Genomic DNA, 26,203 nt, shown 5'->3' with positions numbered 1-26,203 from the left:
TCACATGCTAAAAGTTACCAAAGCGGTTTTCCCCGTCGCAGGTCTGGGCACGCGGTTTCTTCCCGCGACCAAGGCCAGCCCGAAGGAAATGCTGCCAGTCGTGGACAAGCCGCTGATTCAGTATGCGGTCGAAGAAGCAATGGCGGCCGGCATTACCGAAATGATCTTCGTCACCGGCCGCAGCAAGCGTGCCATCGAAGACCATTTCGACAAGTCCTATGAAATCGAAGCGGAGCTCGAAGCACGCGGCAAGGACAAGCTGCTCGAACTCGTGCGCAGCATCAAGCCCAGCCATGTCGACTGTTTCTATGTGCGTCAGGCCGAAGCGCTCGGTCTCGGCCACGCCGTGCTGTGCGCGGAAAAGCTCGTCGGCGACAACCCGTTCGCCGTGATCCTCGCGGACGACCTGCTGTACGGCAAGCCGCCCGTGATGTCGCAGATGATCGAAGTCTTCGACCACTATCACAGCTCGGTCATCGGCGTCGAAGAGATCCCGCAGCAGGATTCGAAGTCGTACGGCATCATCGACGGCAAGGAATGGGAGGACAACATCTTCAAGCTGTCGGGCATTGTCGAGAAGCCGGAACCGGCGGTCGCGCCGTCGAACCTGGGCGTGGTGGGCCGTTACGTGCTGAAGCCGCGCGTTTTCGATCACATCCGCGCGCTGAAGCCGGGCGCGGGCGGCGAACTGCAACTGACGGACGCGATTCAATCGCTGCTGTCGGACGAGCAAGTGCTCGCGTACAAGTATCACGGCACGCGTTTTGACTGCGGCAGCAAGCTGGGCTATCTGAAGGCGACGGTGGAATTCGCGCTGCGCCACCCGGAAGTGAAGCAGGAATTCGAGGAATATCTGCGCAATCGCGCGCCGATTCTCGAAGGCTGATTTTTCGCTTTCGCGTTAAAAACCCGTCACGCGTGACGGGTTTTTTGTTTCTGCGCGCTACTTCGCGGTTTCAACGACGCCGCATCAGAAAGATGAACGTCTTGTCCTGCGCCGTCGATTCGACGATCTCGTTGCCGGTCTGCTTGGCGAACGCCGCGAAATCGCGCTGCGAACCCGGGTCCGTGGCGAGAACCTTCAGAATCTGGCCGCTCGTCATGTCCGCGAGCGCCTTCTTCGCCCGCAGAATCGGCAACGGGCAATTGAGCCCGCGCGCGTCGACTTCCTTGTGAACTTCCATCGCGATTGAACCTTTCCTTTGCCTGTGGGATGAGCGGTCGTGAGGTTCGATTTTAACGCAGCGGTCATAAGTTCACCGGCTGCGCAGTCTCATACGCCTGCCGCATCGCGATGCCGATGCGCGCGCCATCCTCCAAGTTGAGAAACCTCTAGTTCATGCGTCATGACATTGAGGATAGCGTTCGTCTGCGAATTCCCATCGATTGCGCGGCGCGAAGCGGGCTTTCAGCCCGGCCGCCTTCGGGCCGGACTCGATCCGGAAGACTGGAAGCCTTACAACGACGTAGGTTCCGGGGTCCGCGAGACTCCGCTACCGCGCGATCGTCCGAGACAGAAAGGAACGAACATGAGCAAGGTCGATACGCACGTTCGGCATGTGACGAAACCCGGAGCGAATCTGTTTGCCGAACTCGGTTTTTCGCCAGAGGAAGCGCGCCGATATCAAACCGAGTCGCAAGCGCTGATCAACCAGACGCTGGCACTGAAGGAACAACTCATGGAAGAACTCGCGACCTGGATTGCCGCACATCATCTCAAGCAATCCGAAGCGGCCGAGATCCTCCACGTCACACGGCCTCGCGTTTCGGATGTCGTGAACAAGAAGACAAGCAAGTTCACGATCGATACGCTGGTCGAAATGCTTGCTCGCGTAGGCAAGCCGGTGAAGCTCGTCATCGGCTGACGACCGCGTTCACAATTCCACCGCCTCCCCTCTCTCATACGCCTGCCGCATCGCGATGCCGATGCGCGTCGCTTCCCGCGCATCGTCGAGCGTCAGCCCCGTCGGCCTGCCTTCCGCCAGCAACGCCACGAACGCCTGCGCCTCGCGCAAGAACGCATCTTCGAAACGCTCAAAGAACGTCGGCGTGCACGCGTTGCGCATGCCGCCCGCATCCGCGATCTCGACGCGGTTCGCACGCGGATTGCGCCCCACCGACACCGCGCCCGCCGTGCCGATCACTTCCGTCTGCGTGTCGTGACCGTGCGCCATGGTGCGCGATGCGTAGAGCACCGCGAGCCGCCCGTCGTCGAACTCGATGGTGCCCACGCCGTTATCGATGTCTCCGCACGCACGCAGGCCTTCGTGGATCGCGATCGTCCCGCTCGCGTACACGCGCTTCGGCTTCGGATTGCCGAGCAGCCAGCGCGCGAGATCGATGTCGTGCACGCTGCAATCCAGAAAAAGCCCGCCCGATGTCGGCGCGAAACGCACGAAAAAGCCATCGGGATCGTTCTTGTCGCAGGTCTGCGAGCGCACCATGAACGGCCTGCCGATGACGCCGTTCGCAATGCTATCGAAGGCATCGCGATAGCTCGCATCGAAGCGTCGCACGAAGCCGATCATCACGTGCAGATGCGGATGACGCGCGGCCTCCTCGATCACGGCGTCGCATTCGGCGAGATCGAGCGACAGCGGCTTCTCGCAGAACACGTGCTTGCCCGCGCGCAACGCGGCGATGATCTGCCGCGCGTGCAGCGATGTCGGCGTGACGAGCCAAACGGCATCGATCGACGCATCGGCGAGCATGGCATCGTAGTCGGCATGAAGCGTCAGTTCGGGCAGGCTCGACGACGCCCACTCGCGCTCTTCCTGAACCGGACTGCACGCCGCGACGAGCGCAGCGCCCGGCACATGCCACGCGAGATTCGCGGCATGGCGCCGCCCGAGCCGCCCCAATCCGGCAATACCCACGCGCACCGTTTTCATGCGACGTGCTCCGCGAGATTCACAATGCGTTTCTCGCGCCACGACACACTCGCGGCTTCGGCAAGTTCCAGCGCATTCAGGCCATCCGCGACCGTCGTGCGCACCGGCTTGCCGTTGGTGACTGCATCGAAGAAATGCGCAATTTCCGCCGCGTACGCCGCACGATAGCGCTCGAGAAAGAACGCCTCGGGCACGTCGCTCGACACGGCCGTCTTCGTGTACGACGTGACTTCCGTCGGCCGCACGTTGCCCGCCTGCAGCATGCCGCGACTGCCGAGCAGCTCGAAGCGCTGATCGTAGCCATACGCCGCGCGCCGCGCCGTGTTGATCTGGCACAGCCGCCCGCGCTTCGTGCGGATCGTCACCGCGGTCGAATCGATGTCGCCCGCCTCGGCGATCGCCGGATCGGCGAGGCAACTGCCCGTCGCGTGCAGCGTCTCGGCTTCGTCGTCGAGAATCCAGCGGAAGATGTCGAAGTCGTGGATCAGCATGTCCTTGAAGATGCCGCCCGAGTGCCTGATGTACTCGACCGGCGGCGCGCCCGGATCGCGGCTCGTGACGATCAGCATTTCCGGATCGCCGATCTCGCCCGCATCGATGCGCGCCTTCAACGCGGCAAAGGTCGGATCGAAACGCCGCTGAAAGCCGATCATGCAGACGACGCCCGCCTTCGCCACTGCATCGGCGCACGCGCGGGCGCGCTCGATCGTCAGATCCACGGGCTTCTCGCAGAACACGTGCTTGCCCTGCGCCGCCGACGCCTGAATCAGATCGGCATGCGTATCCGTGCTCGAACACACGACCGTCGCGCCGATGGACGCATCGCCCATCGCGACATCGACGTCGGCGACCTTTGCATCGTAAAGCGAAGCCAAAGCAGCCGCCGCATCGCGATTCACATCGACAACATAACGAAGCCGCACGCCCGGCTGCCGCGCGAGATTGGCCGCGTGAATCTTGCCGATGCGCCCCGCGCCGAACACCGCCACATCAATCGTCATAGCCACCTGTCTCCCTGGATTCCTCGACGTTCAATTCGAGCCGGTACGCGAGCGCAATGAACAGCGCCTGGCACAGGCAAATGGTGCTCGTGAGCGAACGGAAGGCGAACGCGCTGCCCTCCTTCACGAGCAGGCTCGCGCTCGCGTGGCGCGCGAGCGGCGAAAGCTGGCTGTCGGTGATGACGAGGGTCGCCGCGCCCTGATGCTGCGCCGCGCGCACGCAATATTGCGTTTCCTTGCCGTAGGGCGCGAAGCTGATCGCGACCACCACGTCCCCCTTCTTCACGCTGCGGACCTGCTCGCGGAACATGCCGCCGAAGCCCGAAATCAGATGCACGCGCTTTTTCGTGTGCTGCAAGGCATAGACGATGTAGCTCGCCACCGCGAACGAGCGCCGCACGCCGATCACGTAGATGTTTTCCGCCTGCGACAGCATGTCGACGGCGGCTTCGAACTGTGCGTCGTCGAGACCGGCGGCGAGTTCGTCGAGACCCGTGCGGCTCGCCGCGATGAACTCGCGCGCCACCGACACGCCCGAGGCCTCGCCCGCTTTTTCGTCGATGAGCTTGCGTATGCGCTGCTGATAGCTCTGCTGCGAGCCGCCGCCGCCCGCGTACGCCTGCCGGAACACGGCCTGAAGGTCGGAGAAGCCGGAAAACCCGAAGCGCTGCGCAAAGCGCACGACCGCCGACGCATGCACGCCGCACGCGCTCGCGATATCGCTCGTGCGGTCCATCATCACGCTTGGGCGGTGCTGCTCGATATAGGTCGCCACGCTCTTCAACTGGCGCGGCAAGGAATCGTATGCATCGGTGATCCGCTGCATCAGTTCGTCGACGCTCTGCACGTCGGTGCTGGCTTCATCCATCACAGGCTCTTGTTCGATGTTCGTCGTGCAACCGATTATAGGAAGGCGGCAAGCAAATTGGAATGTATTTTCCATTTGTCGCACACATGAAATTTCTATTGCAGAGCACCGAAAACTGACCTACTCTTGGTCGTGAGCACGGAGCACGACGCTGCGGCTCGCGGGAACATCACACCAAACAACAACCGAGATAGGTGGAGACAATGACCCTTTGCAACGGTCGGGCCGCGCTACGCGCGCTGGTGGCTGCTGCTGCGTTCTGCAGCGCGGCGATGATGGCGGCGAGTCCCGCTCACGCGGCGCCCGACGCGAAGTTCGTGCTGATCAGCCACGCGCCGGACTCCGATTCGTGGTGGAACACCATCAAGAACGCGATCAAGCAGGCCGACGAAGACTTCAACGTGCAAACCGATTACCGCAATCCGCCGAACGGCGATATCGCGGACATGTCGCGCCTGATCGAGCAGGCGGCCGCGCGCAATTACGACGGCGTCATCACCACCATTGCGGACTTCGACGTGCTGAAGAGCGCGATCAACAAAGTGACCGCGAAGAAGATTCCGCTCGTGACGATCAACTCGGGCACCGAAGAACAAAGCGCGCAGCTCGGCGCGATCATGCACGTTGGGCAGCCGGAATATGTCGCGGGCAAGGCGGCCGGCGAGAAGGCGAAAGCCGCGGGCGTGAAGTCGTTCCTGTGCGTGAACCACATCGCGACGAACACGGTGTCGTTCGATCGATGCAAGGGCTTCGCGGATGCGCTCGGCATCGACTACAAAGCCTCGACGCTCGATTCGGGACAGGACCCGACCGAGATCCAGTCGAAGGTGTCGGCGTATCTGCGCAACCATCCGGACACGCAGGCGATCCTCACGCTCGGACCCACGCCCGCTTCGGCGACGCTCAAGGCCGTGGTGCAAATGGGCCTGCAAAACAAGGTCTATTTCGTGACCTTCGACTTCTCCGATGACATCGCCAAGGCGATCAAGGACGGCACGATCAAGTTCGCCATCGATCAGCAGCCGTATCTGCAAGGCTATATCCCGGTGGCGGTGCTCGCGATCGCGAAGAAGGAGCACACCACCGATCCGGCGAAGATCCGTCAGATTCTCGAAGCGAATCCGAAGTTCAAGGCGCGCCTCGACACCTACGGATTGCAGCCGTCGTACGGTCCGAAGAACATCCGCTCGGGGCCGGGCTTCATCACCAAGGAAAACCTCGACAAGGTCGTGAAGTACGCGGGCCAATATCGTTGATCAACTTCGGGCGGTGTTGCTGACGCCGCCCGCTTTCATCAAAGACGTATCGCTCTCTATGCACGTCTGCGTCCGTTCGCGGACGCGGCAGGCACCTGCACGTACGTATCAAGGAGACATCATGGGCGTAGCCGGAAAGCACTATCCGCCACACGCGAACGCTGAAACCACCGATGCGGTCAAGCCTTCCGACGAGCGCGTGCGGCGGCAATCGTGGTTTGGCCATTTGCTGAACCGGCCGGAATTCGCGGCGATTTCCGGCACCGTGCTCGTGTTTCTCGTGTTCGGCTTCGCCGCCGGATCGTCGGGCATGTTCAATCTCGACGGCGTGATGAACTGGTCGCAAGTGGCCGCCTATCTCGGCCTGCTCGCGGTCGGCGCGTGCCTCCTGATGATCGCGGGCGAGTTCGACTTGTCGATCGGCTCGATGATCGGTTTCGCCGGCATGATGGTCGCGCTGCCGTCGGTCTACTTCCATTGGCCGATCTCCGTATCGATTCTCTTCGCCTTCGTCATGTCGATGCTGCTCGGCGCGCTGAACGGCTATCTCGTGATGAAGACGCGCCTGCCCTCGTTCATCGTCACGCTCGCGTTTCTCTTCATTCTGCGCGGACTGACGCTCGCGTTGTCGATCATGTTCGCCGACCGCACGATCATTTCCGGCGTCGGCGATCTCGCGCAGAACGATGCGATCGCCAACACGCTCTTTCATGGCGTCGCGTTTCATGGCGTGTTCACGTGGCTCGCGCACATGGGCGTCGGCAAATTGCTCGACAGCGGCGAGCCGCTCGTGCCGGGCATTCCGAAGGTCATCATCTGGTGGATCGTGCTGGCGGCGATCTGCGCGTTCGTGCTCGCGAAGACGCGCTACGGCAACTGGATTCTCGCCGTCGGCGGCGATGCGAATGCCGCGAAGAACGTCGGCGTGCCGGTGAAGCGCGTGAAGATTTCGCTCTTCGTGCTGACCGCGTTCTGCTCGTGCCTGTTCGCCGTGCTGCAAGTGTGCGATATCGGTTCCGCGGCGGCCGACCGCGGCCTGCAGAAGGAATTCGAGGCGATCATCGCGGCGGTCATCGGCGGCACCTTGCTCACGGGCGGTTATGGATCGGTGGTCGGCGCATGCTTCGGCGCGCTGATCTTCGGCGTCGTGCAGATCGGCATCACCTACACCAACGTCAGCTCGGACTGGTTCCGCGTGTTCCTCGGCGTGATGCTGCTGATCGCCGTGCTCTTCAATCACTACGTGCGCCGCCGCGTTTCGCAGGCGCAATGAGGAGAAACGACATGAACGACGACAACATCCTCGCGCTCGAAAACGTCAGCAAGTACTTCGGCAAGGTGATTGCGCTGAACGGCGTCACCCTGCGCCTGAAGCGCGGCGAAGTGCATTGCCTGCTCGGCGATAACGGCGCGGGCAAGTCCACGCTCATCAAGACGCTGGCGGGCGTGCACCAGCCCTCTTCCGGCGACTATCTCGTCGATGGCGCGCCCGTGCATTTCGATTCGCCGAAGGAAGCGCTCGATCTCGGCATCGCGACCGTGTATCAGGATCTCGCGCTCGTGCCGCTGCTTTCCGTCGCCCGCAATTTCTTCATGGGCCGCGAGCCGCAGAAAAAGCGCTTCGGCATCAGCGTGATGGATCTCGATCTCGCCGCCGAGACCTCGCGCGCGAAGCTCGCGGAAATGGGCATCAACGTGCGCGATCCGCATCAGCCGATCGGCACGATGTCCGGCGGCGAGAAGCAGTGTCTCGCCATCGCGCGTGCGATCCACTTCGGCGCGCGCGTGCTGATTCTCGATGAACCAACCGCCGCGCTCGGCGTGAAGCAGAGCTTCAACGTGCTGAAGCTCATTCACAAGGCGCGCGAAAAAGGCATCTCGGTGATCTTCATCACGCACAACGTCCATCATGCCTACCCCATCGGCGATTCGTTCACGCTGCTCAATCGCGGCCGTTCGATGGGCACGTTCACGAAAGACACCATCAGCAAGAACGAGGTGCTCGACATGATGGCGGGCGGCGCGGAGATGCAGCAGATGATGAGCGAACTCGAAGGCGCGACGATCTGAGGACTATCCAGCATGCCAATCACTTCCCGTTTTGCTCCCGATCGCGCGCGCGACATCGTCTGTCTCGGGCGCATCGCCGTCGATCTATATGCGCAGCAGGTCGGCGCGCGGCTCGAAGACGTATCGACGTTCGCCAAGTATCTCGGCGGCTCGTCAGCGAACATCGCGTTCGGATGCGCGCGCCTCGGGCTGAACGCATCGATGCTCGCGCGCGTCGGCAACGATCACATGGGACGCTTTCTCACGGAGACGCTCGAACGCGAAGGCTGCGACACGAGCCATCTGCGCATCGATCGCGACCGGCTCACGGGGCTCGTGCTGCTCGGGCTCGAAGATCGCGACACGTTTCCGCTCGTGTTCTATCGCGAGAACTGCGCGGACATGGCCGTCGATGAAAGCGATTTCGACGAAACGTATATCGCGTCGTCGAAGGCCTTGCTCATCACCGGCACGCATTTCTCGACGGAAAAGGTGAACCGCACGAGCCGCCGCGCGCTGGAATACGCGCGACGCAACGACGTGCGCACGATTCTCGACATCGACTATCGGCCGGTGCTGTGGGGGCTCACCGGCAAGGCCGATGGCGAAACGCGCTTCGTCGCGAACGAAGGCGTGACCGCGCATTTGCAACGCATTCTGCCGCTGATGGATCTCGTCATTGGCACGGAAGAAGAGTTTCGCATCGCGGGCGGCAAGGACCGGCTCGCCGATGCGCTCGCGATGGTCCGCAAGGTCACGGGCGCGACGCTCATCGTGAAGCGCGGGCCGCTCGGCTGCTCGATCATCGAGGGCGGTGTGCCCGCCTCCATCGACGATGCGCCGATCCACGGCGGCGTCGAAGTCGAAGTGCTCAACGTGCTCGGCGCGGGCGATGCGTTCGCATCGGGCTTTCTCTCCGGATGGCTGCGCGATGCGCCGCTCGAAGCGTGCGCGCGCGCGGCCAATGCGTGCGGCGCGCTCGTCGTGTCGCGTCACGGCTGCGCGCCCGCGATGCCCACGCCCGCCGAACTCGATTACTTCCTTCAGGCCGCGAAAGAAGACCCTATACGCATGCGCCGTCCCGACCGCGACACGACGCTCGCGCGGCTGCATCGCGTGAGTCCGAAGCGCCGGCAATGGGATGAAGTGCTCGGCTTCGCATTCGATCATCGCAATCAGTTCTTCGAACTCGCGCAGCAGACGGGCGCGAGCGACACGCGCATCGCCACGCTCAAGAATCTGTTCGTCGAAGCCGTGGCGCAGACGGAGAAGGAGCGCGGGCTCGAAGGGCGTATCGGCGTGCTGATCGACGATCGCTACGGCCAGGACGCACTGAACGCCGCAACGGGACGCGGCTGGTGGATCGGACGTCCGGTCGAACTGCCGGGCTCGATGCCGCTCGTGTTCGATCATGGCCGCTCGGTCGGCACGACGCTCGTGCAATGGCCGCGCGAACAGGTCGTGAAGTGTCTCGTGCAGTATCACCCCGATCATCCGCATGACGTGCGCCTCGAACAGGAAGCACAGTTGCGCGCACTGTACGACGCCGTGCAGGAAAGCGGCCATGAACTGCTGCTCGAAGTGATCGCGCCGAAGAACGGTCCGCCCGTTGAGGAGGACACGGTGTATCGCGCGTTGAAGCGTCTTTACAACCTCGGCATCTATCCGGACTGGTGGAAGCTCGAACCGATGAGCGCGCGGCAATGGCACGCCGTCGATGCGCTGATCGCCGAACGCGACACATATTGCCGCGGCGTCGTGTTGCTGGGTTTGTCCGCGGGCGTCGAGCAGTTGCGCGATGGCTTCAGGGCTGCGGCGGCATCGACAACGTGCAAGGGCTTCACGGTCGGGCGCACGATCTTTCATGAGCCGAGTCATGCGTGGCTCGCGAACGAGATCGACGACAAGGAACTCATCACGCGCGTGCGCCGCACGTTCGAAGCGTTGATCGGCGCGTGGCGCGACGCGCGTTCGTCGCCGGATGAAACGCGTGTCACACAGGAGCAAGCCGCATGAACCAGCGCGCAACGCAAACGGAGACCGCCGTGCAATCGACCATTCGGCTGACCGCCGCGCAGGCGCTCGTGCGCTATCTCGCGGCACAACGCACGGAGCATGGCGAGCCGCTTTTCGGCGGCGTGTTCGCGATCTTCGGGCATGGCAATGTCGCGGGCATCGGCGAGGCACTGTACCGGCATCGCGATGTATTGCCGACGTATCGCGCGCACAACGAGCAGGCCATGGCGCACAGTGCGATCGCGTATGCGAAGGCGCACATGCGCCGCCGCATGATGGCGGTGACGACGTCCATCGGTCCGGGCGCGACCAATCTCGTCACGGCTGCGGCGCTCGCGCATGTGAACCGCTTGCCGGTGCTCTTGCTGCCGGGCGATATCTTCGTGTCGCGCGCGCCCGATCCGGTTCTTCAGCAAGTCGAGGATGGTCACGATGGCGGCGTATCCGCGAACGATGCGTTGAAGGCCGTGTCGCGTTACTTCGATCGCATCATGCATCCCGCGCAATTGCTGAGCGCCTTGCCGCGCGCCATGCGCGTGCTGACGGACGCGGCGTTGTGCGGTCCTGTCACGCTCGCGCTGCCGCAAGACGTGCAGGCGATGGCGTATGACTTCCCTGCTTCGTTCTTCGAGCCGCGCGTCGCGGCGATTCACGCGCCCGCGCCGGTGCCGCGCGAAATCGAGCAGGCCGCCGCGATCTTGCGTGAAGCGCGTGAGCCGTTGATCGTGTCGGGCGGCGGCGTCTTGTATAGCCTCGCGAGCGACGCGATGCGCGCGTTCGCGCACAAGCATGGCGTGCCCGTTGCGGAAACGCAGGCGGGCAAAGGCGCGCTCGCATGGGACGATGCGTTGAACGTCGGCGGCATCGGCGTAACGGGTTCATCCGAGGCGAACGAACTCGCGCATGCGAGCGATTGCGTGCTCGCGCTCGGCACGCGTTTGCAGGACTTCACGACCGGCTCGAACACGCTTTTCACGCAGGCGCGGCTTATCGCGATCAACGCCAATCCGTTCGACGCGCTGAAGCAGAACGCGATGGCGGTGCAAGCGGATGTGCGCGTCGCGCTGGAAGCGCTCTCGGCGGCGCTCGGCGACTGGCATGCCTCGCCGCAATGGACGACGCGCGCGCACCGGCTCGCGAACGAATGGCGCGAGACGGTTGCGCGCGTGACGAATACGCCGCTCGCCGATGGCGTCCTGCCGCGCGAAGCGGATGTGATCGGCGCGGTGCAACGGTCTTCGGCTTCATCGGCTGGGGAGGACATCGTCGTGTGCGCGGCCGGCACCTTGCCCGCCGACTTGCAGAAGCTGTGGCGTGTTGCCGGGCGGGGCGGCTATCACGTCGAATATGGCTATTCGTGCATGGGCTATGAAATCGCGGGCGGACTCGGCGTAAAGCTCGCGCGGCCGGAGCGCGAGGTCATCGTGATGGTCGGCGATGGCAGCTATCTGATGATGAATAGCGAGCTTGCGACTTCCGTGATGCTTGGCGCGAAGGTGATCGTGGTGTTGCTCGATAACCGCGGGTTTGGCTGCATTAATCGCTTGCAGCAAGCTTGTGGGGGGGCGCCGTTCAATAACCTCCTCGAGGATTGCAAGCAGGGTTCTTTGGGCGCGCCGCGGGTGGATTTCGCGATGCATGCGAGATCGCTGGGGGCGCTGGCTGAGCATGTTTCCAGTCTGGATGAATTACAGGCTGCGATGATGCGGGCGCGGGGGGCGGATCGGAGTTATTTGATTGCTATCGATACCGATGGGGCTCGGCCTACCGAGGAGGGGGGGTGGTGGTGGGAAGTGGCTGTTCCTGAGGTTTCTGAACGGAGTGATGTTGTGGGGGCTCGGGAGGCGTATGAGAGGGCTTTGCGAGCGCGCGGGGTTTGAGGTTTTTTTTATTTTTTGGGCTGCTATGGAATCCTGCTTTCTTGTCGGTTTATTAGCACTGCCCCTCCCCGGGGCGGGGGTAACTTTCTTTGCTGCTGCAAAGAAAGTCACCAAAGAAAGCAGCTTCTCACCGCCCGCAGTCACACGCACGTTGGCCATTCTTCTCCTCCGGGAACGGCCCTCGCCTAAAGAGTGCCCTCACAGGCCCAATCGGGCTTGGATCGCGCACGGTCTGACAAGCCAGTGCGCGAAGCGCACTGGCCCAGCACGAAATAGCACCGGCACAGCGCTACGCGCTGCCGTCGGGTATGCCGGGGAAACCCACGCATACCCGATTAACCCGTCGGCCGCGAAGCGGGCCGGAGCTTGAGATGGCTGTACCAGTTCGTTAAGCGGCGCGACGTGACGGACCGTGCGCGATCCAAGCCCGATTGGGCCTATGGGGGCACTCTTTAGGCGAGTGCCGCCTTGGAGGAGAAAAGTGGCCAAACTGCGTGTGACCGCGGGCGGTGACAAAGCTGCTTTCTTTGGTGACTTTCTTTGCAGCAGCAAAGAAAGTTACCCCCGCCCCGGGGAGGGGCAGTGCTAATAGACCGACAACAAAGCAAGTTCTACGACCCCGACGACAACAAAGGCCGAAGAAAATGAAAGTCCGCATAGGCATCAACCCACTCTCGTGGATGAACGACGATCTCCCCTCCCTCGGCGGCGAAACACCCTTATCCACCGCCTTAACCGAAGGCAAACAAATCGGCTATGAAGGTTTCGAGCTAGGCAACAAATTCCCCCGCGAGCCGCAAGCGCTAAAAACGCTGCTGCAAGAATACGACTTGGCGCTCGTCTCCGGCTGGTACTCCGGCAGACTGGCAGAACGCAGCGCGGAAGAAGAAATCGAAGCAGTCGCCAAACACCTCGACCTGCTGCAAAAAAACGGCGCAACGGTGATGGTCTACGGCGAAGTAGCGAACTCGATCCAGGGCGCGCCACGCCCCCTCTACCAGCGCCCGCGCTTCTTCTCGGAAGCGCAATGGACGGCATACGCCGAGCGCCTGAACCGCTTCGCCGAATTTACGCTCTCGCGCGGCGTGCGCGTGGCCTATCATCATCATATGGGTGCGTATGTCGAAACGCCCGCCGATGTCGATCGCCTCATGGCGCTCACCAACGATACCGTGGGCCTGCTGTTCGACGCGGGTCACATCACGTTCGCGGGCGGCGACGCCCTCGCCGTGCTGCAAAAGCACATCGCACGCGTGTGCCACGTACATTGCAAGGACGTGCGCCCGGAGATCGTGAAGCTCGCGCGCAACCGCAACTGGAGCTTTCTCGATGCGGTCATCAACGGCGCATTCACCGTGCCGGGCGATGGCGCCGTCGATTATCCGGGCATCGTCGCGTGTCTCGCGAAGCACGATTACGAAGGCTGGCTCGTCGTGGAAGCGGAACAGGACCCAGTGATCGCGCCGAGCTACGCCTATGCGGACAAGGGCTATCGCACCTTGCGCGCGCTCGTCGACAAGACATACAAGGAGGCAGCATGAGCCTGCTAGTGAAAGCATCGCGCGAGGAGCAGACCATCGCGCGCGTCACACCCGATTCCGCGGGCTGGAAGCATGTCGGCTTCGCGGCGTATCGCCTGAACGCGGGCGATGTCGTGCATGTCTACGACGCGGATCGCGAAAGCTGCATCGTCGTGCTGACAGGCACGGTGAGCGTCGAAGCCGGCGACGAGCACTGGCCGTCGATCGGCACGCGCGACAGCGTGTTCGAAGACGCCGCGCCCTACGCGGTCTACGTGCCGCCGAAGCTCGCCGCGATCGTGCACGCCGAGCGCGATGCGGAAATCGCCGTAGCGAGCGCGCCCGCGAAGGGCGACTTCCCGCCCCGTCTCATCGAACCCGCGCAGATGAAGCGCTCCACGCGCGGCCGCAACGCCAATACGCGCTACGTATGCGACATTCTTCCGCAAACCGAAGCGGCCGAGTCGCTGCTCGTGGTGGAAGTGCGCACGCCGGGCGGGCATGCATCGAGCTATCCGCCGCACAAGCACGATCGGGACAACGTGCCGCTCGAAAGCGCGCTGGAAGAGACGTACTACCATCGATTGAATCCGCCGCAAGGCTTCGCGTTTCAGCGCGTCTATACCGATGAACGCGATCTCGACGAAACCATGACCGTCGAAGATCACGATGTCGTGATGGTGCCGCGTGGCTATCATCCGGTCGTCGTGCCGTATGGATACGACAACTACTATCTGAACGTGATGGCGGGCGACAAGCGCACGTGGCATTTCAAGAACGATCCGAAGCATGAATGGATCGTGGAGCGGGACAGCAAGGCGTCGTCGTCCTAGCCGACCGAAAGCCATTCGCGCATGACCTGCGCGTCGCGCGCGAAGGCCTCGATCGGACCGTCGAACCGTATCGCCCCATGCCCCATTACGGCGACGCGCGCATCGAGCATGCGCGCGATCGTCAGGCGCTCTTCGATCAGCAGCATCGCGACGCCGCGTTCGCGCAGCGCCTTCAGACACGCGGCCACTTGCGCGAGCACGTGCGGCGCGAGCCCTTCGCCGGGTTCGTCAATGACCACGAGCGACGGATCGCCCGCCAGCGTGCGCGCAAGCGCGAGCATCTGCTGTTCGCCGCCCGAGAGCAGGCCCGCTTTCACCGCTGCGCGCGCTTCCAGCGCCGGAAACAGGCGATACGCTTCACGCAGCGTGAACCGCGTGCCCTTTGTTTCGCCGAGCAAGAGGTTCTCGCGCACTGTCAGCGCGGGAAACACGTCGCGCGTTTCGGGCACATAACCGATGCCCAGCCGCGCGATCCGGTACGGCCGCAAGCCGACCAGCCGCACATCGCGATAACGCATGTCGCCTTCGCTGCGCACGAGGCCCATGATGGCCTTTGCGAGCGTCGAACGCCCCGAACCGTTACGGCCGGCGAGCGCCACCGCTTCCCCTTCGCCGATGACGAGATTCACGCCGTGCAGCACTTGCGCCGCGCCGTACCATGCACGCAAATTCTCGATGCACAAGCTCATGTCGCCGCCCCGCCGAGATAAGCGTCCTGCACGTCGGGATTCGCGCGAATCGCGGCGGGCGTGCCGGTTGCGATCACGCGCCCTTGCACCAGCACCGAGATGCGATCCGCGAGACCGAAGACCGCGTCCATGTCGTGCTCGATCACGAGCAGCGTGCGCCCTTGCGTCGTCGCGCGGATCAGGGCGAGCGCGCGCGTGGCTTCCGCGCGATTCATGCCGGCGGTCGGTTCGTCGAGCAGGATGACGGGCGCGTCGGTGGCGAGCGCGATGCCCAGATCGAGCGCGCGCTGCTCCGCATACGTGAGCCGCGCGGCGCGTTCGTTGGCGCGTTCCGCCAGGCCGATCGCATCGAGCATCGCGCGCGCGCGTTCATCGATATGTCTCGATGGCAGCCATTTATCGATGAAGCGCGCGGACGCCGCGCCGAGCGCCGCGCAACGAAGGTTGTCGAGCACGGACATCGCGCCGAACACGCTGGTCGTCTGGAAACTGCGCGCGAGCGTTCGCGAGACCCGCTGCGGCGATTGATGGGTCACGTCGATTCCGTTCGCGACGATGCGCCCCGCATCGGGCCGCGCGCGCCCCGAAATCAGATCGAAGAGCGTGGACTTTCCCGCGCCGTTCGGCCCGATGAGCGCGTGCCGCTCGCCCGCCGCGACGTCCAGATCGACGCCGTGCAACACGCGCGTCGCACCGAAACGCTTGACGACGCCACGCACGTCGAGCGCGGCGTTCATCGCGCGGGCCTCGTGCGGCGGGCGAGCCAGACACCGAGCAGCGCGCACGGCAACGCGAAAAGCCACATCGCATCCTGCCGACGCGAGTACAGCGACTCGACGACGATCACCACCGCCGCGCCCCACGCGATCGCGCTGACGAGCCCGAAGCACAAGCCCCGCGCATCGCGCCTGAACAGCCCGACGATACCCTCGGGCGCGGCGACGACCACCCACATGAAGAAGAGCCCGAGATACATCGGCCAGGCGGCGGTGACGCTCGCCACGGCGACGCTGAAGAAGGTCAGCAGCACCGCTCCGGCAACGGGCCCGAGGAACGCGCCCGCGCCGCCGATCACCGTCGCGACGAGCACGCTCGTCGATCGCGCGAGGCCGACGCTTTCCGCCGACACCAGTTCGACGTTGATCAACGCCAGCACACCCGCGATGCCCGCGAAGAACGCCGACACGACGAGCATGGTAAGACGCACGCGCGCCGGCGCGAAGCCGATCGCCGCGGCGCGCGCGGGGTTGTCGCGCACGGCGTTGGCGAGACGGCACATCGGCGTGCGCGAGAACGCGAACATCGCGAGCGCGGAGATCGCGCACCAGCACGCGATCAGTGCATACGCCTCGGCAAGCGGCCCGAAGGTCCACGCGAAGAACGGCGGCCCGCTCGCGCGATCGATCGTCACGCCGCCCTCGCCGCCGAACCAGCCCGGCACGAGCCACACGCACGCGGCGACGAGCTCGCCCAGGCCGAGCGTGATCATCGCGAAGGCCGTGCCCGCGCGCTGCGTCGAGATCGCGCCTAAGACGACGGCAACGAGCATCGCCGCCACGCCGCCGATGACCGGCAAGAGCGGCAACGGCACGCCGAAGCGATTGAACACCTGCGCGGCGGCGAATGCGCCGAGACCCGAATACACCGCGTGCCCGAACGACAGCAAGCCCGTCTCGCCGAGCAGCAGGTTGTACGAGAGCGCGAAGACGATGAGCGTCGCCGTTTGCGCGAGATACGCGAGCAGCCACGATTGATCGAAGACGAGCGGCGGCAGCGCAAGCGCGAGCGCACACACGAGCGCGAGCGCGATGAACTTACGCATCGCGCGTGCGCTCGCCGAAGAGTCCGCGCGGGCGCAGCGCGAGCATCGCGACGAGCAGCAGATACGGCAGCACGGGCGCGAGTTGCGCGACGGTCAGCCCGGCCCACGCGTCCGGCAAGGTCACGCCGAACGACGCGGCCATGCTTCCCGCCGACGCGCTCGCGCCCACCGCGAAAGTCTGCACGCAGCCGACGAGCAGCGAAGCCGCGAGCGCGCCGGAGAGCGAGCCGAGACCGCCGATCACCACGACGACGAACACGATCGGGCCGACCGCATCGGCCATTCCGGGCTCGATGACGGCGAGCGGCGCGCCGATCACGCCGCCCGCGGCAGCCAGCGCAGCCCCGACGGCGAAGACCATCGTGAATACGCGCGGCACATCGTGGCCGAGCGTTTCCACCGTAGCGGGATGCGTCAGCGCCGCGCGCACGACGAGGCCGGTCTTCGAGATGCGCAGCACGAGCCAGAGCGCGGCGAGCATCGCGATGGCGACCGCCATCATGAACACGCGATAGCGCGCGAACGACGCGCCGAAGAGCGTGAAAAGCGCTCCGTCGAGCACGCGCGGAATCGTCGCGGGCACGGGACCGAGCCCCCAGACGAGCTTCACGCCCTCGCCGATCACGATGGCCGCGCCGAAGGTCAGCAGCATTTCCGCGAGCGCGCCGCGCGCATGCACGCGTCTTAACAGCAGGCGTTCGAACCCTGCGCCCGCCACGCCGACCACGAGCGGCGCGCCGATCAACGCGAGCCAGAAGCCGCCATACGCGGCGAGCGCCTGTCCGACATATGCACCGAGCATGTAGAAGCTGGCGTGCGCGAAGTTCAGCACGCCGAGCATCGAGAAGATCAGCGTGAGGCCAGCGGACAGCATGAAGAGCAGCAATCCCACGCTCACGCCGTTGAGCAGGCTCACGGCCAACCACTGAAGCAAGACGCAGCCCTCAGTTGGCGAGCGGCTTGAGCGCGGCGACGAGCGGCGCCGGCAGCGGCACCGGCCTGCGCGTGACGCGATCCACGTAGACGTGCACGAAATGCCCTTGCGCGGCGGCTTCGTCGGACCCTTGCGTGAAGATGCCGACTTCGTAACGCACGCTCGTGTTGCCGAGCTTCTCGACGCGCAAGCCCGCCTCGATCGGCTCGGGAAACACCACGGGCGCGAAGAAATTGCAGCGCGTCTCGACCACGAGGCCGATAGTCTCGCCCTCGCTGAAATCGAGCACGCCCGCGCGCAGCAGGTACTCGTTCACGACCGTGTCGAAGTAGCTGTAATAGACGACGTTGTTGATGTGCCCGTAGACGTCGTTATCCGACCAGCGCGTGCTGATCGACAGAAAGTGCGCGTAGTCCGCGCGCGTGGTCGGCGTCGGCTTGGTCATCGTCGGGATGGACGCGAGTCCGGTGGAGAAGGTGCGGGCATGGTGGAGCGCTGCGGCGCGGGTGTCAATCCGGATTCAACGCGCGGCGGCCAACGCGCGCACGTCGTCGGCGAAGCGCTCGACGGTCTCGCGTTGCGTGTCCCATGCGCACATCAGACGGCAGCCGCCCGAGCCGATGAACTGGTAGAAGCGCCAGCCCTTCGCGCGCAGCGCCGCGGCGACGTGCGCCGGCAGTTCGGCGAACACGGCATTCCCTTCGGGCTTGAACAGCAGGCTGACGCCGGGAATGGCGACGAGCCGCTCGGCCATCAGTTGCGCCATCGCGTTGGCGTGACGCGCGTTGCGCAGCCAGACGTCGTCATCGAGAAGGCCCAGCCACGGCGCGGAGATAAAGCGCATCTTCGAGGCGAGCTGTCCCGCCTGCTTCAGCCGATACGCAAAATCGGCGGCGAGCGAACGGTCGAAAAACACGACCGCCTCGCCGACCGGCAAGCCGTTTTTCGTGCCGCCGAAGCACAGCACGTCCACGCCGGCGCGCCACGTGATCTCCGACGGATGCACGCCAAGCGTCGCGACCGCGTTCGCGAAGCGCGCGCCGTCCATGTGCACTTTCAGATGCCGGCGCTTCGCGATCGCCGCGATCGCGCGAATCTCCTCGACGGTGTAGACGGTGCCGACTTCGGTCGCCTGCGTGAGCGCGACGACCTTCGGCTTCGGATAGTGGATGTCCGCGCGCTTGGTGACGAGTTCCTCGATGGCATCCGGCGTGAGCTTGCCGTTCTCGCCCTTCGCCGTGAGCAGCTTCGAGCCGCCGGAGAAGAACTCGGGGCCGCCGCATTCATCGGTTTCGATATGCGCGAGCTCGTGGCAGATGACCGAGTGATACGACTGGCACAGCGAGGCGAGCGCGAGCGAATTCGCCGCCGTGCCGTTGAACACGAAGAAGACTTCGCAGTCGGTCTGAAAGAGATCGCGGATGCGGTCGCAGACTTGCGCCGTCCACGAATCGTCGCCGTAGGCGGGCTCGTGGCCGCTCGTATTCGCCTGGATCAGCGCCTCTAGCGCTTCGGGGCAGATGCCTGCGTAGTTGTCGGAGGCGAAATGCTGGGTCGGGTCCGTGGGTGCTGTCATGGGATCGCTTCGATGGCCGGTTCGAACGCGGCGCGCGCGAGCGGGAAAGCTTCGCGCGCGCCGGCAATCGGGCCATTTTAGCGGCTCAGCGGTTCACCCGGCCGGCGAGCGGTCACTTGGCGTTCGGCGCGCTCGCGGCGTTGGCCTGCTGGGCTTCCTGCGCCTTCTTTTCCTTCTTGTTCGCTTCGTGATGGCCGATCGCGCAGCCGCCAACCGCGCCCGCCGTGCCGTGGCCGCCCGCGACGTGCCCCGCCACGCCGCCGACGGCCGCGCCCTTCAGACAGCCCTCCGCCTGCGCCGCGCCGGTGGCGGCGAGCATCGCCGAAGCCAGAATGATCGATGCGAGTGTGCGATTCATCAGTCGTCTCCCTTGTGTTGATTGAACGTCACGATGAGAGACGCACGCGCCATACCTGACAGTGCGTAATGAAAAACGGCCCGATCTTCATCAGATCGAGCCGCCTTAACGGAACGTGAAACGCGGAACGCGAACCGCGCTTAAAGCATATGGCTTAAAGCTGCTGCTGCACCCAGCCCTGAACGCCCGCGAGCGCGGCCGGCAGATTCGCCGGCTCGGTGCCGCCCGCCTGCGCCATGTCGGGACGGCCGCCGCCCTTGCCGCCGACCTGCTGCGCGACGAAGTTGACGAGCTCGCCCGCCTTCACCTTCTTGGACGCATCCGGCGTCACGCCCGCGATCAGGCTGACCTTGCCGCCCTCGACCGATGCGAGCACGATGGCCGCGCTCTTCAGCTTGTCCTTCAGCTTGTCGACGGTTTCGCGCAGCGTCTTCACGTCCGCGCCTTCGAGCGTCGCGGCGAGCACCTGCACGCCCGACACATCGACGGCCTGCGCGACGAGTTCATCGCCCTGGCTCGCGGCGAGCTTCGACTTCAACGCGCCGAGTTCCTTTTCGAGCGACTTCACGTGCTCCTGCACCTGCGCGATGCGCTGCGTGAGCTCGGAAGGCTGCGCCTTCAGCACGCCCGCCGCCGCGTTGATGCGCTGATCCAGTTCCTGCACGTAGCGCACGGCGTTGTCGCCGGTGATGGCCTCGACGCGCCGAATGCCCGCCGCGACGCCGCCTTCCATCACGATCTTGAAGAAGCCGATGTCGCCCGTGCGCTGTACGTGCGTGCCGCCGCAGAGTTCGCGCGAGAAGCCGAGATCGAGCACGCGCACAGTGTCGCCGTATTTCTCGCCGAAGAGCGCCATTGCGCCGCCCTTCACGGCTTCGTCGTAAGACATCACGCGGACGACGCCCGGCGCGTTCGCGATGACCTCGTTGTTCACGATCGCTTCGACGCGGCGGATTTCGTCGTCCGTCATCGGCGCGTTGTGGGCGAAGTCGAAGCGGGTTTTATCGGCATCGACGAGCGAGCCTTTCTGCTGCACGTGGCCGCCGAGCACTTCGCGCAACGCCTTGTGCATCAGGTGCGTAGCCGAGTGATTGCGCGCGGTGCGGGCGCGGCGGATACCGTCGATTTCCGCCTTCACGACGTCGCCGACCTTGAGCGTGCCCTGCTTGACCGTGCCGTGATGACCGACGACGTCGGCCTGCACTTTCAGGGTATCGGCGACGGCGAAGCGCACGTTCGCATTCGCGAGCACGCCCTGATCGCCGACCTGACCGCCGGATTCCGCGTAGAACGGCGTGTGATCGAGCACGACGACGGCTTGCTGGCCGTCCTTCGCCTGTTGCACCGACGCGCCTTCGACGTAAATCGCGAGAATCTTCGCGTCGTCGAAAATCTCCTTCTCGTAGCCGTGGAAGGTGGACTTCGCGCCCGAGTAGTCGAGGCCCGCCGCGAGCTTGAACTTGCCCGCCGCGCGCGCCTGGTCGCGCTGGCGCGCCATGGCGTCGTCGAACGCGGGTTCGTCGACACTCACGCCGCGCTCGCGGCAGACATCCGCGGTCAGATCGAGCGGGAAGCCGTAGGTGTCGTGCAGCTTGAACGCGAGTTCGCCGTCCAGTTGCTTCACGCCTTTCTTGTCGAGATCGGCGAGTTCGCCTTCGAGGATCGACATGCCGTGCTCGATCGTTTCGAAGAAGCGCTCTTCTTCCTGACGCAGCACGTCGGTCACGCGTTGCTGCGCATCCGCCAGTTCCGGGTACGCCGCGCCCATTTCCGCGACAAGATCGGCCACGAGCTTGTGGAAGAACGCGCCCTTCTTGCCGAGCTTGTAGCCGTGGCGGATCGCGCGGCGCACGATACGGCGCAGCACGTAGCCGCGGCCTTCGTTGCCGGGAATCACGCCATCGACGATCAGGAACGAGCACGCGCGGATGTGATCCGCGATCACCTTCAGCGAATTGTTTTCCAGGTCCGGCGTGTTCGTTTCGCGTGCGGCCGCCTTGATGAGCGTCTGGAACAGATCGATCTCGTAGTTGCTATGCACGTGCTGGAGCACGGCGGCGAGACGCTCGAGACCCATGCCGGTATCGACGCACTGCTTGGGCAGCGGCGTCATGTTGCCTTGCGCGTCGCGGTTGAACTGCATGAACACGAGATTCCAGATCTCGATGAAGCGGTCGCCGTCTTCCTCGGGAGATCCCGGCGGGCCGCCCCAGATTTCCGGGCCGTGGTCGTAGAACACTTCGGAGCACGGGCCGCACGGGCCGGTGTCGGCCATCTGCCAGAAGTTGTCCGATGCGTAGCGCGCGCCCTTGTTGTCGCCGATGCGGATGATGCGCTCGACCGGCACGCCGATTTCCTTCGCCCAGATGTCGAAGGCTTCGTCGTCTTCCTGGTAGACCGTGACAGTGAGCTTCTCGGCGGGAAGCTGATAGACCTTCGTCAGCAGTTCCCAGCAATAGTGGATCGCGTCGCGCTTGAAGTAATCGCCGAACGAGAAGTTGCCGAGCATCTCGAAGAACGTGTGATGCCGTGCCGTGTAGCCGACGTTCTCCAGGTCGTTGTGCTTGCCGCCCGCGCGCACGCTGCGCTGCGCGGTGGTCGCGCGCGAGTACGGACGCGATTCGCTGCCCAGGAACACGTCCTTGAACTGGACCATGCCCGAGTTGGTGAAGAGCAGCGTCGGGTCGTTGCCGGGCACGAGGCTCGACGAACGCACGATCGTATGGCCCTTCGATTCGAAAAACTTCAGGAATTTCTCGCGTATTTCGGCGGCTTTCATAGCGTACGGGGCGTGTCTTCGGTTCTTTGATGGCGCCCGCGGGCAACGCTTTTCGGGCGCTGCCGGCGTGGCAAGGGTGATTGTCGATTATACGGGATTCGCCGCGCGCGGCCCGTCCGGCGGGCGCGCTCGCCAGGGTGTCCGCTATCGCGCGCGCGGCGGTTCTGTGCGACAGTCGCGATTCGGGAGACATCAACGAGCGAGACGAATCGAATGGGAGCATTGAGCCATATCCGCGTACTGGACCTGACCCGCGTGCTGGCGGGACCGATGTGCGCGCAGACCCTCGCCGATTTCGGCGCGGACGTCATCAAGATCGAGCGGCCCGAAACCGGCGACGACACGCGTCACTGGGGCCCACCCTACCTGAAGACGCCGGACGGCGAGGACACGCGCGAGGCCGCCTACTATCTCGCGGCCAACCGCAACAAGCGCTCCGTGACCGTGGATATCGCCACGCCGGAGGGCCAGCAGATCGTGCGCGAGCTCGCCGCGCAAAGCGATGTCGTCCTCGAAAACTACAAGGCCGGGCAACTGAAAAAGTACGGGCTCGACTATGAATCGCTCAAGGCGGTGAAGCCGGACATCGTCTACTGCTCGGTCACGGGTTTCGGGCAGACGGGGCCGTATGCGCCGCGCGCGGGCTACGACTTCATCGTGCAGGGCATCGGCGGCTTCATGAGCATTACCGGCGAGCGCGACGGCCAGCCGGGCGGCGGCCCGCAAAAAGCCGGCGTCGCGATCGCGGATCTGATGACCGGCATGTACGCGACGATCGGCGTGCTCACCGCGCTCGCGCACCGCGACCGCACGGGCGAAGGGCAATACATCGACATGGCGCTGCTCGACGTGCAGGTCGCGATGCTCGCCAACATGAACACCAACTTCCTCGCGAGCGGCAAGCCGCCGGTGCGCTGGGGCAACGCGCATCCGAACATCGTGCCGTATCAGACCTTCCAGACGAGCGATGGCTGGATCATCGTCGCGGTGGGCAACGACGGGCAGTTCCGCAAATTCGTCGAAACGGGCGGGCGCGGGGAACTCGCGGACGACGCGCGCTTCTCGACGAATCCGTCGCGCGTGCGCAACCGCGACCTCCTCGTGCCGATTCTCGCGGACATGGTGCGGCTCAAAGGCAAGCACGCGTGGATCTCGGAACTCGAAGCGGCGGGCGTGCCGTGCGGCCCGATCAACGATCTCGGCGAAGTGTTCGACGACCCGCAAGTGCTCGCGCGCAAGATGCAGATCGACCTGCCGCATCCGACCGGCGGCGCCGTGAAGCTCGTCGCGAACCCGATCAAGATGAGCGCGACGCCGCCCGAGGCGCGCTCGCATCCGCCGATGCTGGGCGAGCACACATCGGACGTGCTCGCGAGCGTGCTCGGCTACGACGAGGCGAAAATCGCGCGATTGCGGGAAGCGAAGGCGATCTGACGCATCGGCGCGGTATCAGCGCTGTATGAGCGCAGTATTAGCGAACCCCGGCGCCGATGAGCCCGCCCGCCGCCGCGCCCGCGACGGTGCCGATCGGCCCGCCCGTGACGAGATAGCCGAGCGCGCCGCCCGCGGCCGCGCCGACGCCGGCGTGCGCCTGCTGGCGCGAGACGTTGGCGCAGGCGGCGAGGCTCGACACGAGTGCGGCCGCGGCGGCGAATTTGAGCGTCGTGATGGCGATCTTTTTCATGATGGCTATCCTTGTGTTGTCGTTGTGATGTGTTGTGCTTTTCTTGCCGCGGCGCCGCCGAAGCGGGCGCATTCCAGGCAGGCGAGCCGATCTTAAAATCGCACGCGCGCCCCTTTCAACGCGATTTACGTCCCGTTACGGCGGTTACGAACGCCGCGCTTCGCGGTAATCGATGTAATGGAACCGCCGCAAACCCGCGCGGGCTGTCCCGCACGGTTGCGTAAGGTAGAATCGACCCAATATTCAAGGCATTCGTACGCGTTTCCCGCAGGGTCACGCTTCCCGAACCGTTCTCACGCGCGCGAGCGCATCCGCTGGCACCTTCTTTCGCATGAACACCGATCGCAACGACGCCCCGGCGCCATCCAATTTCATTCGCAACATCATCGAAGACGACAACCGCTCCGGCAAATGGTCGCAGCGGGTCGAAACGCGCTTTCCGCCGGAGCCGAACGGCTATCTGCATATCGGCCATGCGAAAAGCATCTGCGTGAACTTCGGCCTTGCCGCGCAATACGGCGGCGTCTGCCATCTGCGCTTCGACGACACGAACCCCGAGAAGGAAAGCGTCGAATACGTGGATTCGATCATCGACGCCGTGAAGTGGCTCGGCTTCGAATGGAACAAGAACGGCACCGAGCACAAGTACTTCGCGAGCGACTATTACGACAAGCTGTACGAGTACGCCGAAATGCTCATCAAGAAGGGCCAGGCGTATGTGGACAGCCAGACCGCCGAAGAGATGCGCGCCACGCGCGGCTCGGCCACCGAAGCGGGCATCGACTCGCCGTACCGCACGCGCACGCCCGACGAGAACCTCGACCTTTTCCGCCGCATGAAGGCGGGCGAGTTCAAGGAAGGCGAGCACGTGCTGCGCGCGAAGATCGACATGGGCTCGCCGAACTTCAACATGCGCGATCCGGTCATCTACCGCATCCGCTTCGCGCATCACTACCGCACGGGCGATACGTGGTGCATCTACCCGATGTACGACTACGCGCACTGCGTGTCGGACGCGATCGAAAACATCACGCATTCGCTGTGCACGCTGGAGTTCGAGGATCACCGGCCGCTCTACGACTGGTTCCTCGCGCAACTCGCCGACGACGGCGTGTTCGAGCGCCCGCTTCCGCAGCAAATCGAATTCTCGCGCCTGAACCTCACGTATGCGATCACCAGCAAGCGCAAGCTGCTGCAACTCGTGCAGGACAATCACGTCGAGGGCTGGGACGACCCGCGCATGCCGACCATCGTCGGCGTGCGGCGGCGCGGCTTCACGCCCGAGAGCATCCGCCTGATGGTCGAGCGCGTCGGCGTGACGAAGGTCGATTCGTGGATCGACATGAGCATTCTCGAAGGCGCGCTGCGCGACGATCTCGACGATAAAGCGCCGCGCGCGATCGCCGTGCTCGATCCGCTCAAGCTCATCATCGACAACTATCCGGAAGGCCAGAGCGAAGCATGCAGCGCGCCGGTGCATCCGCATCATCCGGATCGCGGCGTGCGCTCGTTTCCCTTCTCGCGCGAGTTGTGGATCGAACGCGAAGACTTCCAGGAAACGCCGCCGAAAGGCTATTTCCGCCTTTTCCCCGGCAACAAGGTGCGCCTGAAGTATGGCTTCGTCGTGGAATGCACGGGCGCGGACAAGGACGAGAACGGCAACGTGATCGCCGTCCATTGCAACTACTTCCCGGACAGCCGGTCGGGCACCGAAGGCGCGAACAACTACAAGGTGAAAGGCACGATCCACTGGGTCAGCGCGGCGAGCGCCTATGCGGCCGAAGTGCGTCTCTACGACCGTCTCTTCAAGGAACCGCAACCGGGCGCGGGCGGCGCGGAATTCCTCGATGCGCTGAATCCGGATTCGAAGCGCGTGGTGAACGCCTATCTCGAACCTTCCGCGCGCGAAGCGAACGCCGAAGACCGCTTCCAGTTCGAGCGGCACGGCTATTTCGTCGCCGACCGCGTGGATTCGCAGCCGGGCAAGCCCGTGTTCAACCGCATCGTCGGCCTGCGCGACAGCTGGGGCAAGCCGGCCTGACGCCGG

At 64.4% G+C, this 26,203-nt stretch carries 24 protein-coding genes; 11 read left to right on the top strand and 13 right to left on the bottom strand.

The features are described 5' to 3' along the window. Positions 1–4: 4 nt before the first annotated feature. Positions 5–886 carry a UTP--glucose-1-phosphate uridylyltransferase GalU gene (gene galU, locus LY284_RS02455; protein ID WP_014191873.1) on the top strand — a complete coding sequence of 294 codons (882 nt, stop codon included), beginning with the start codon at positions 5–7 and terminating at the stop codon, positions 884–886. 70 nt (positions 887–956) lie between these two features. Here galU and LY284_RS02450 read toward each other — a convergent pair whose 3' ends face one another. Next, positions 957–1,184: a sulfurtransferase TusA family protein gene (locus tag LY284_RS02450; RefSeq protein WP_008341954.1), complete on the bottom strand. Its 228-nt coding sequence runs from the start codon at positions 1,182–1,184 to the stop codon at positions 957–959. A 345-nt stretch (positions 1,185–1,529) separates the two neighbouring features. On the opposite strand from LY284_RS02450, the gene LY284_RS02445 reads away from it, so the two are divergent. Next, positions 1,530–1,865, top strand: a complete 336-nt coding sequence (locus LY284_RS02445; RefSeq protein WP_233384344.1) for a helix-turn-helix domain-containing protein — start codon at positions 1,530–1,532, stop codon at positions 1,863–1,865. Between the two features lie 9 nt (positions 1,866–1,874). Here LY284_RS02445 and LY284_RS02440 read toward each other — a convergent pair whose 3' ends face one another. From LY284_RS02440 to LY284_RS02430, 3 genes are read right to left on the bottom strand one after another with little or no spacing between them, the layout of a single operon-like run. Beyond that, positions 1,875–2,891 carry a Gfo/Idh/MocA family oxidoreductase gene (locus LY284_RS02440; RefSeq protein WP_233384336.1) on the bottom strand — a complete coding sequence of 339 codons (1,017 nt, stop codon included), beginning with the start codon at positions 2,889–2,891 and terminating at the stop codon, positions 1,875–1,877. After that, positions 2,888–3,892, bottom strand: coding sequence for an inositol 2-dehydrogenase (gene iolG / locus LY284_RS02435; RefSeq protein ID WP_233384327.1), 1,005 nt, complete (start codon positions 3,890–3,892; stop codon positions 2,888–2,890). Before iolG ends, LY284_RS02440 begins: the two co-directional genes overlap by 4 nt. Next, positions 3,882–4,760, bottom strand: a complete 879-nt coding sequence (locus tag LY284_RS02430; protein WP_053568490.1) for a MurR/RpiR family transcriptional regulator — start codon at positions 4,758–4,760, stop codon at positions 3,882–3,884. The genes iolG and LY284_RS02430 overlap by 11 nt, the downstream gene beginning before the upstream one ends. A gap of 203 nt (positions 4,761–4,963) precedes the next feature. Here LY284_RS02430 and LY284_RS02425 point away from each other — a divergent pair, with 203 nt between their 5' ends. The 7 genes from LY284_RS02425 (at position 4,964) to iolB (ending at position 14,314) form a co-directional block, all read left to right on the top strand. Next, entirely contained in the window at positions 4,964–6,016 is a 1,053-nt protein-coding gene (locus LY284_RS02425; RefSeq protein WP_014191877.1) for a sugar ABC transporter substrate-binding protein, read from the top strand. 121 nt (positions 6,017–6,137) lie between these two features. Continuing rightward, the gene (locus LY284_RS02420; protein WP_053568491.1) at positions 6,138–7,289 is read left to right on the top strand and encodes an ABC transporter permease; all 1,152 of its coding nucleotides are present in this window, start codon (positions 6,138–6,140) and stop codon (positions 7,287–7,289) included. 11 nt (positions 7,290–7,300) lie between these two features. Next, a complete protein-coding gene (locus LY284_RS02415) occupies positions 7,301–8,086 on the top strand; it encodes an ATP-binding cassette domain-containing protein (RefSeq protein ID WP_041730532.1) in 786 nt (261 codons plus the stop codon). Between the two features lie 12 nt (positions 8,087–8,098). Beyond that, positions 8,099–10,081, top strand: coding sequence for a 5-dehydro-2-deoxygluconokinase (iolC, locus tag LY284_RS02410; protein ID WP_233384325.1), 1,983 nt, complete (start codon positions 8,099–8,101; stop codon positions 10,079–10,081). Next, on the top strand, positions 10,078–11,961 hold the full coding sequence (iolD, locus tag LY284_RS02405; RefSeq protein WP_233384323.1) for a 3D-(3,5/4)-trihydroxycyclohexane-1,2-dione acylhydrolase (decyclizing): 1,884 nt from the start codon (positions 10,078–10,080) through the stop codon (positions 11,959–11,961). The genes iolC and iolD overlap by 4 nt, the downstream gene beginning before the upstream one ends. Positions 11,962–12,605: 644 nt before the next feature. Then, entirely contained in the window at positions 12,606–13,502 is an 897-nt protein-coding gene (iolE, locus tag LY284_RS02400) for a myo-inosose-2 dehydratase (protein WP_233384314.1), read from the top strand. Beyond that, complete coding sequence (iolB, locus tag LY284_RS02395; RefSeq protein WP_045450822.1) at positions 13,499–14,314, top strand: 5-deoxy-glucuronate isomerase; 816 nt, start codon at positions 13,499–13,501, stop codon at positions 14,312–14,314. Before iolE ends, iolB begins: the two co-directional genes overlap by 4 nt. Here iolB and LY284_RS02390 read toward each other — a convergent pair. The 8 genes from LY284_RS02390 to alaS all read right to left on the bottom strand — a co-directional run bounded on the left by LY284_RS02390 (position 14,311) and on the right by alaS (position 22,472). Next, positions 14,311–15,003, bottom strand: a complete 693-nt coding sequence (locus LY284_RS02390) for an ABC transporter ATP-binding protein (protein WP_233384312.1) — start codon at positions 15,001–15,003, stop codon at positions 14,311–14,313. The genes iolB and LY284_RS02390 overlap by 4 nt on opposite strands. Next, complete coding sequence (locus tag LY284_RS02385; RefSeq protein ID WP_233384310.1) at positions 15,000–15,740, bottom strand: ABC transporter ATP-binding protein; 741 nt, start codon at positions 15,738–15,740, stop codon at positions 15,000–15,002. The genes LY284_RS02390 and LY284_RS02385 overlap by 4 nt, the downstream gene beginning before the upstream one ends. Beyond that, positions 15,737–16,825 (bottom strand): branched-chain amino acid ABC transporter permease, encoded by a 1,089-nt coding sequence (locus tag LY284_RS02380; RefSeq protein ID WP_233384308.1) that lies wholly within the window; start codon positions 16,823–16,825, stop codon positions 15,737–15,739. The genes LY284_RS02385 and LY284_RS02380 overlap by 4 nt, the downstream gene beginning before the upstream one ends. Beyond that, positions 16,818–17,699 carry a branched-chain amino acid ABC transporter permease gene (locus LY284_RS02375; RefSeq protein ID WP_232355432.1) on the bottom strand — a complete coding sequence of 294 codons (882 nt, stop codon included), beginning with the start codon at positions 17,697–17,699 and terminating at the stop codon, positions 16,818–16,820. Before LY284_RS02375 ends, LY284_RS02380 begins: the two co-directional genes overlap by 8 nt. A 70-nt stretch (positions 17,700–17,769) precedes the next feature. Next, the gene (locus LY284_RS02370; protein WP_014191888.1) at positions 17,770–18,204 is read right to left on the bottom strand and encodes a thioesterase family protein; all 435 of its coding nucleotides are present in this window, start codon (positions 18,202–18,204) and stop codon (positions 17,770–17,772) included. Between the two features lie 75 nt (positions 18,205–18,279). Next, positions 18,280–19,335 carry a low specificity L-threonine aldolase gene (locus LY284_RS02365; RefSeq protein WP_233384296.1) on the bottom strand — a complete coding sequence of 352 codons (1,056 nt, stop codon included), beginning with the start codon at positions 19,333–19,335 and terminating at the stop codon, positions 18,280–18,282. Positions 19,336–19,447: 112 nt separating this feature from the next. Continuing rightward, positions 19,448–19,693, bottom strand: coding sequence for a hypothetical protein (locus LY284_RS02360; protein ID WP_041730535.1), 246 nt, complete (start codon positions 19,691–19,693; stop codon positions 19,448–19,450). A gap of 154 nt (positions 19,694–19,847) precedes the next feature. Next, positions 19,848–22,472: an alanine--tRNA ligase gene (gene alaS, locus LY284_RS02355; protein WP_233384294.1), complete on the bottom strand. Its 2,625-nt coding sequence runs from the start codon at positions 22,470–22,472 to the stop codon at positions 19,848–19,850. Between the two features lie 213 nt (positions 22,473–22,685). On the opposite strand from alaS, the gene LY284_RS02350 reads away from it, so the two are divergent. After that, positions 22,686–23,906: a CaiB/BaiF CoA-transferase family protein gene (locus LY284_RS02350; protein ID WP_233384292.1), complete on the top strand. Its 1,221-nt coding sequence runs from the start codon at positions 22,686–22,688 to the stop codon at positions 23,904–23,906. A gap of 37 nt (positions 23,907–23,943) precedes the next feature. Here the strand turns inward: LY284_RS02350 and LY284_RS02345 are convergent, their stop codons facing one another. After that, positions 23,944–24,156, bottom strand: coding sequence for a hypothetical protein (locus LY284_RS02345; protein ID WP_041730537.1), 213 nt, complete (start codon positions 24,154–24,156; stop codon positions 23,944–23,946). Between the two features lie 331 nt (positions 24,157–24,487). Here LY284_RS02345 and LY284_RS02340 point away from each other — a divergent pair, with 331 nt between their 5' ends. Beyond that, positions 24,488–26,197, top strand: a complete 1,710-nt coding sequence (locus LY284_RS02340; protein WP_045450829.1) for a glutamine--tRNA ligase/YqeY domain fusion protein — start codon at positions 24,488–24,490, stop codon at positions 26,195–26,197. Positions 26,198–26,203 lie beyond the last annotated feature (6 nt).

Origin of the sequence: Caballeronia sp. PC1, from assembly GCF_021353155.1 — a bacterium.
Lineage (GTDB): Bacteria > Pseudomonadota > Gammaproteobacteria > Burkholderiales > Burkholderiaceae > Caballeronia > Caballeronia cordobensis.
Note: the sequence above shows the minus strand (reverse complement) of the source record. Positions and strands in the feature narration are given on the sequence as shown.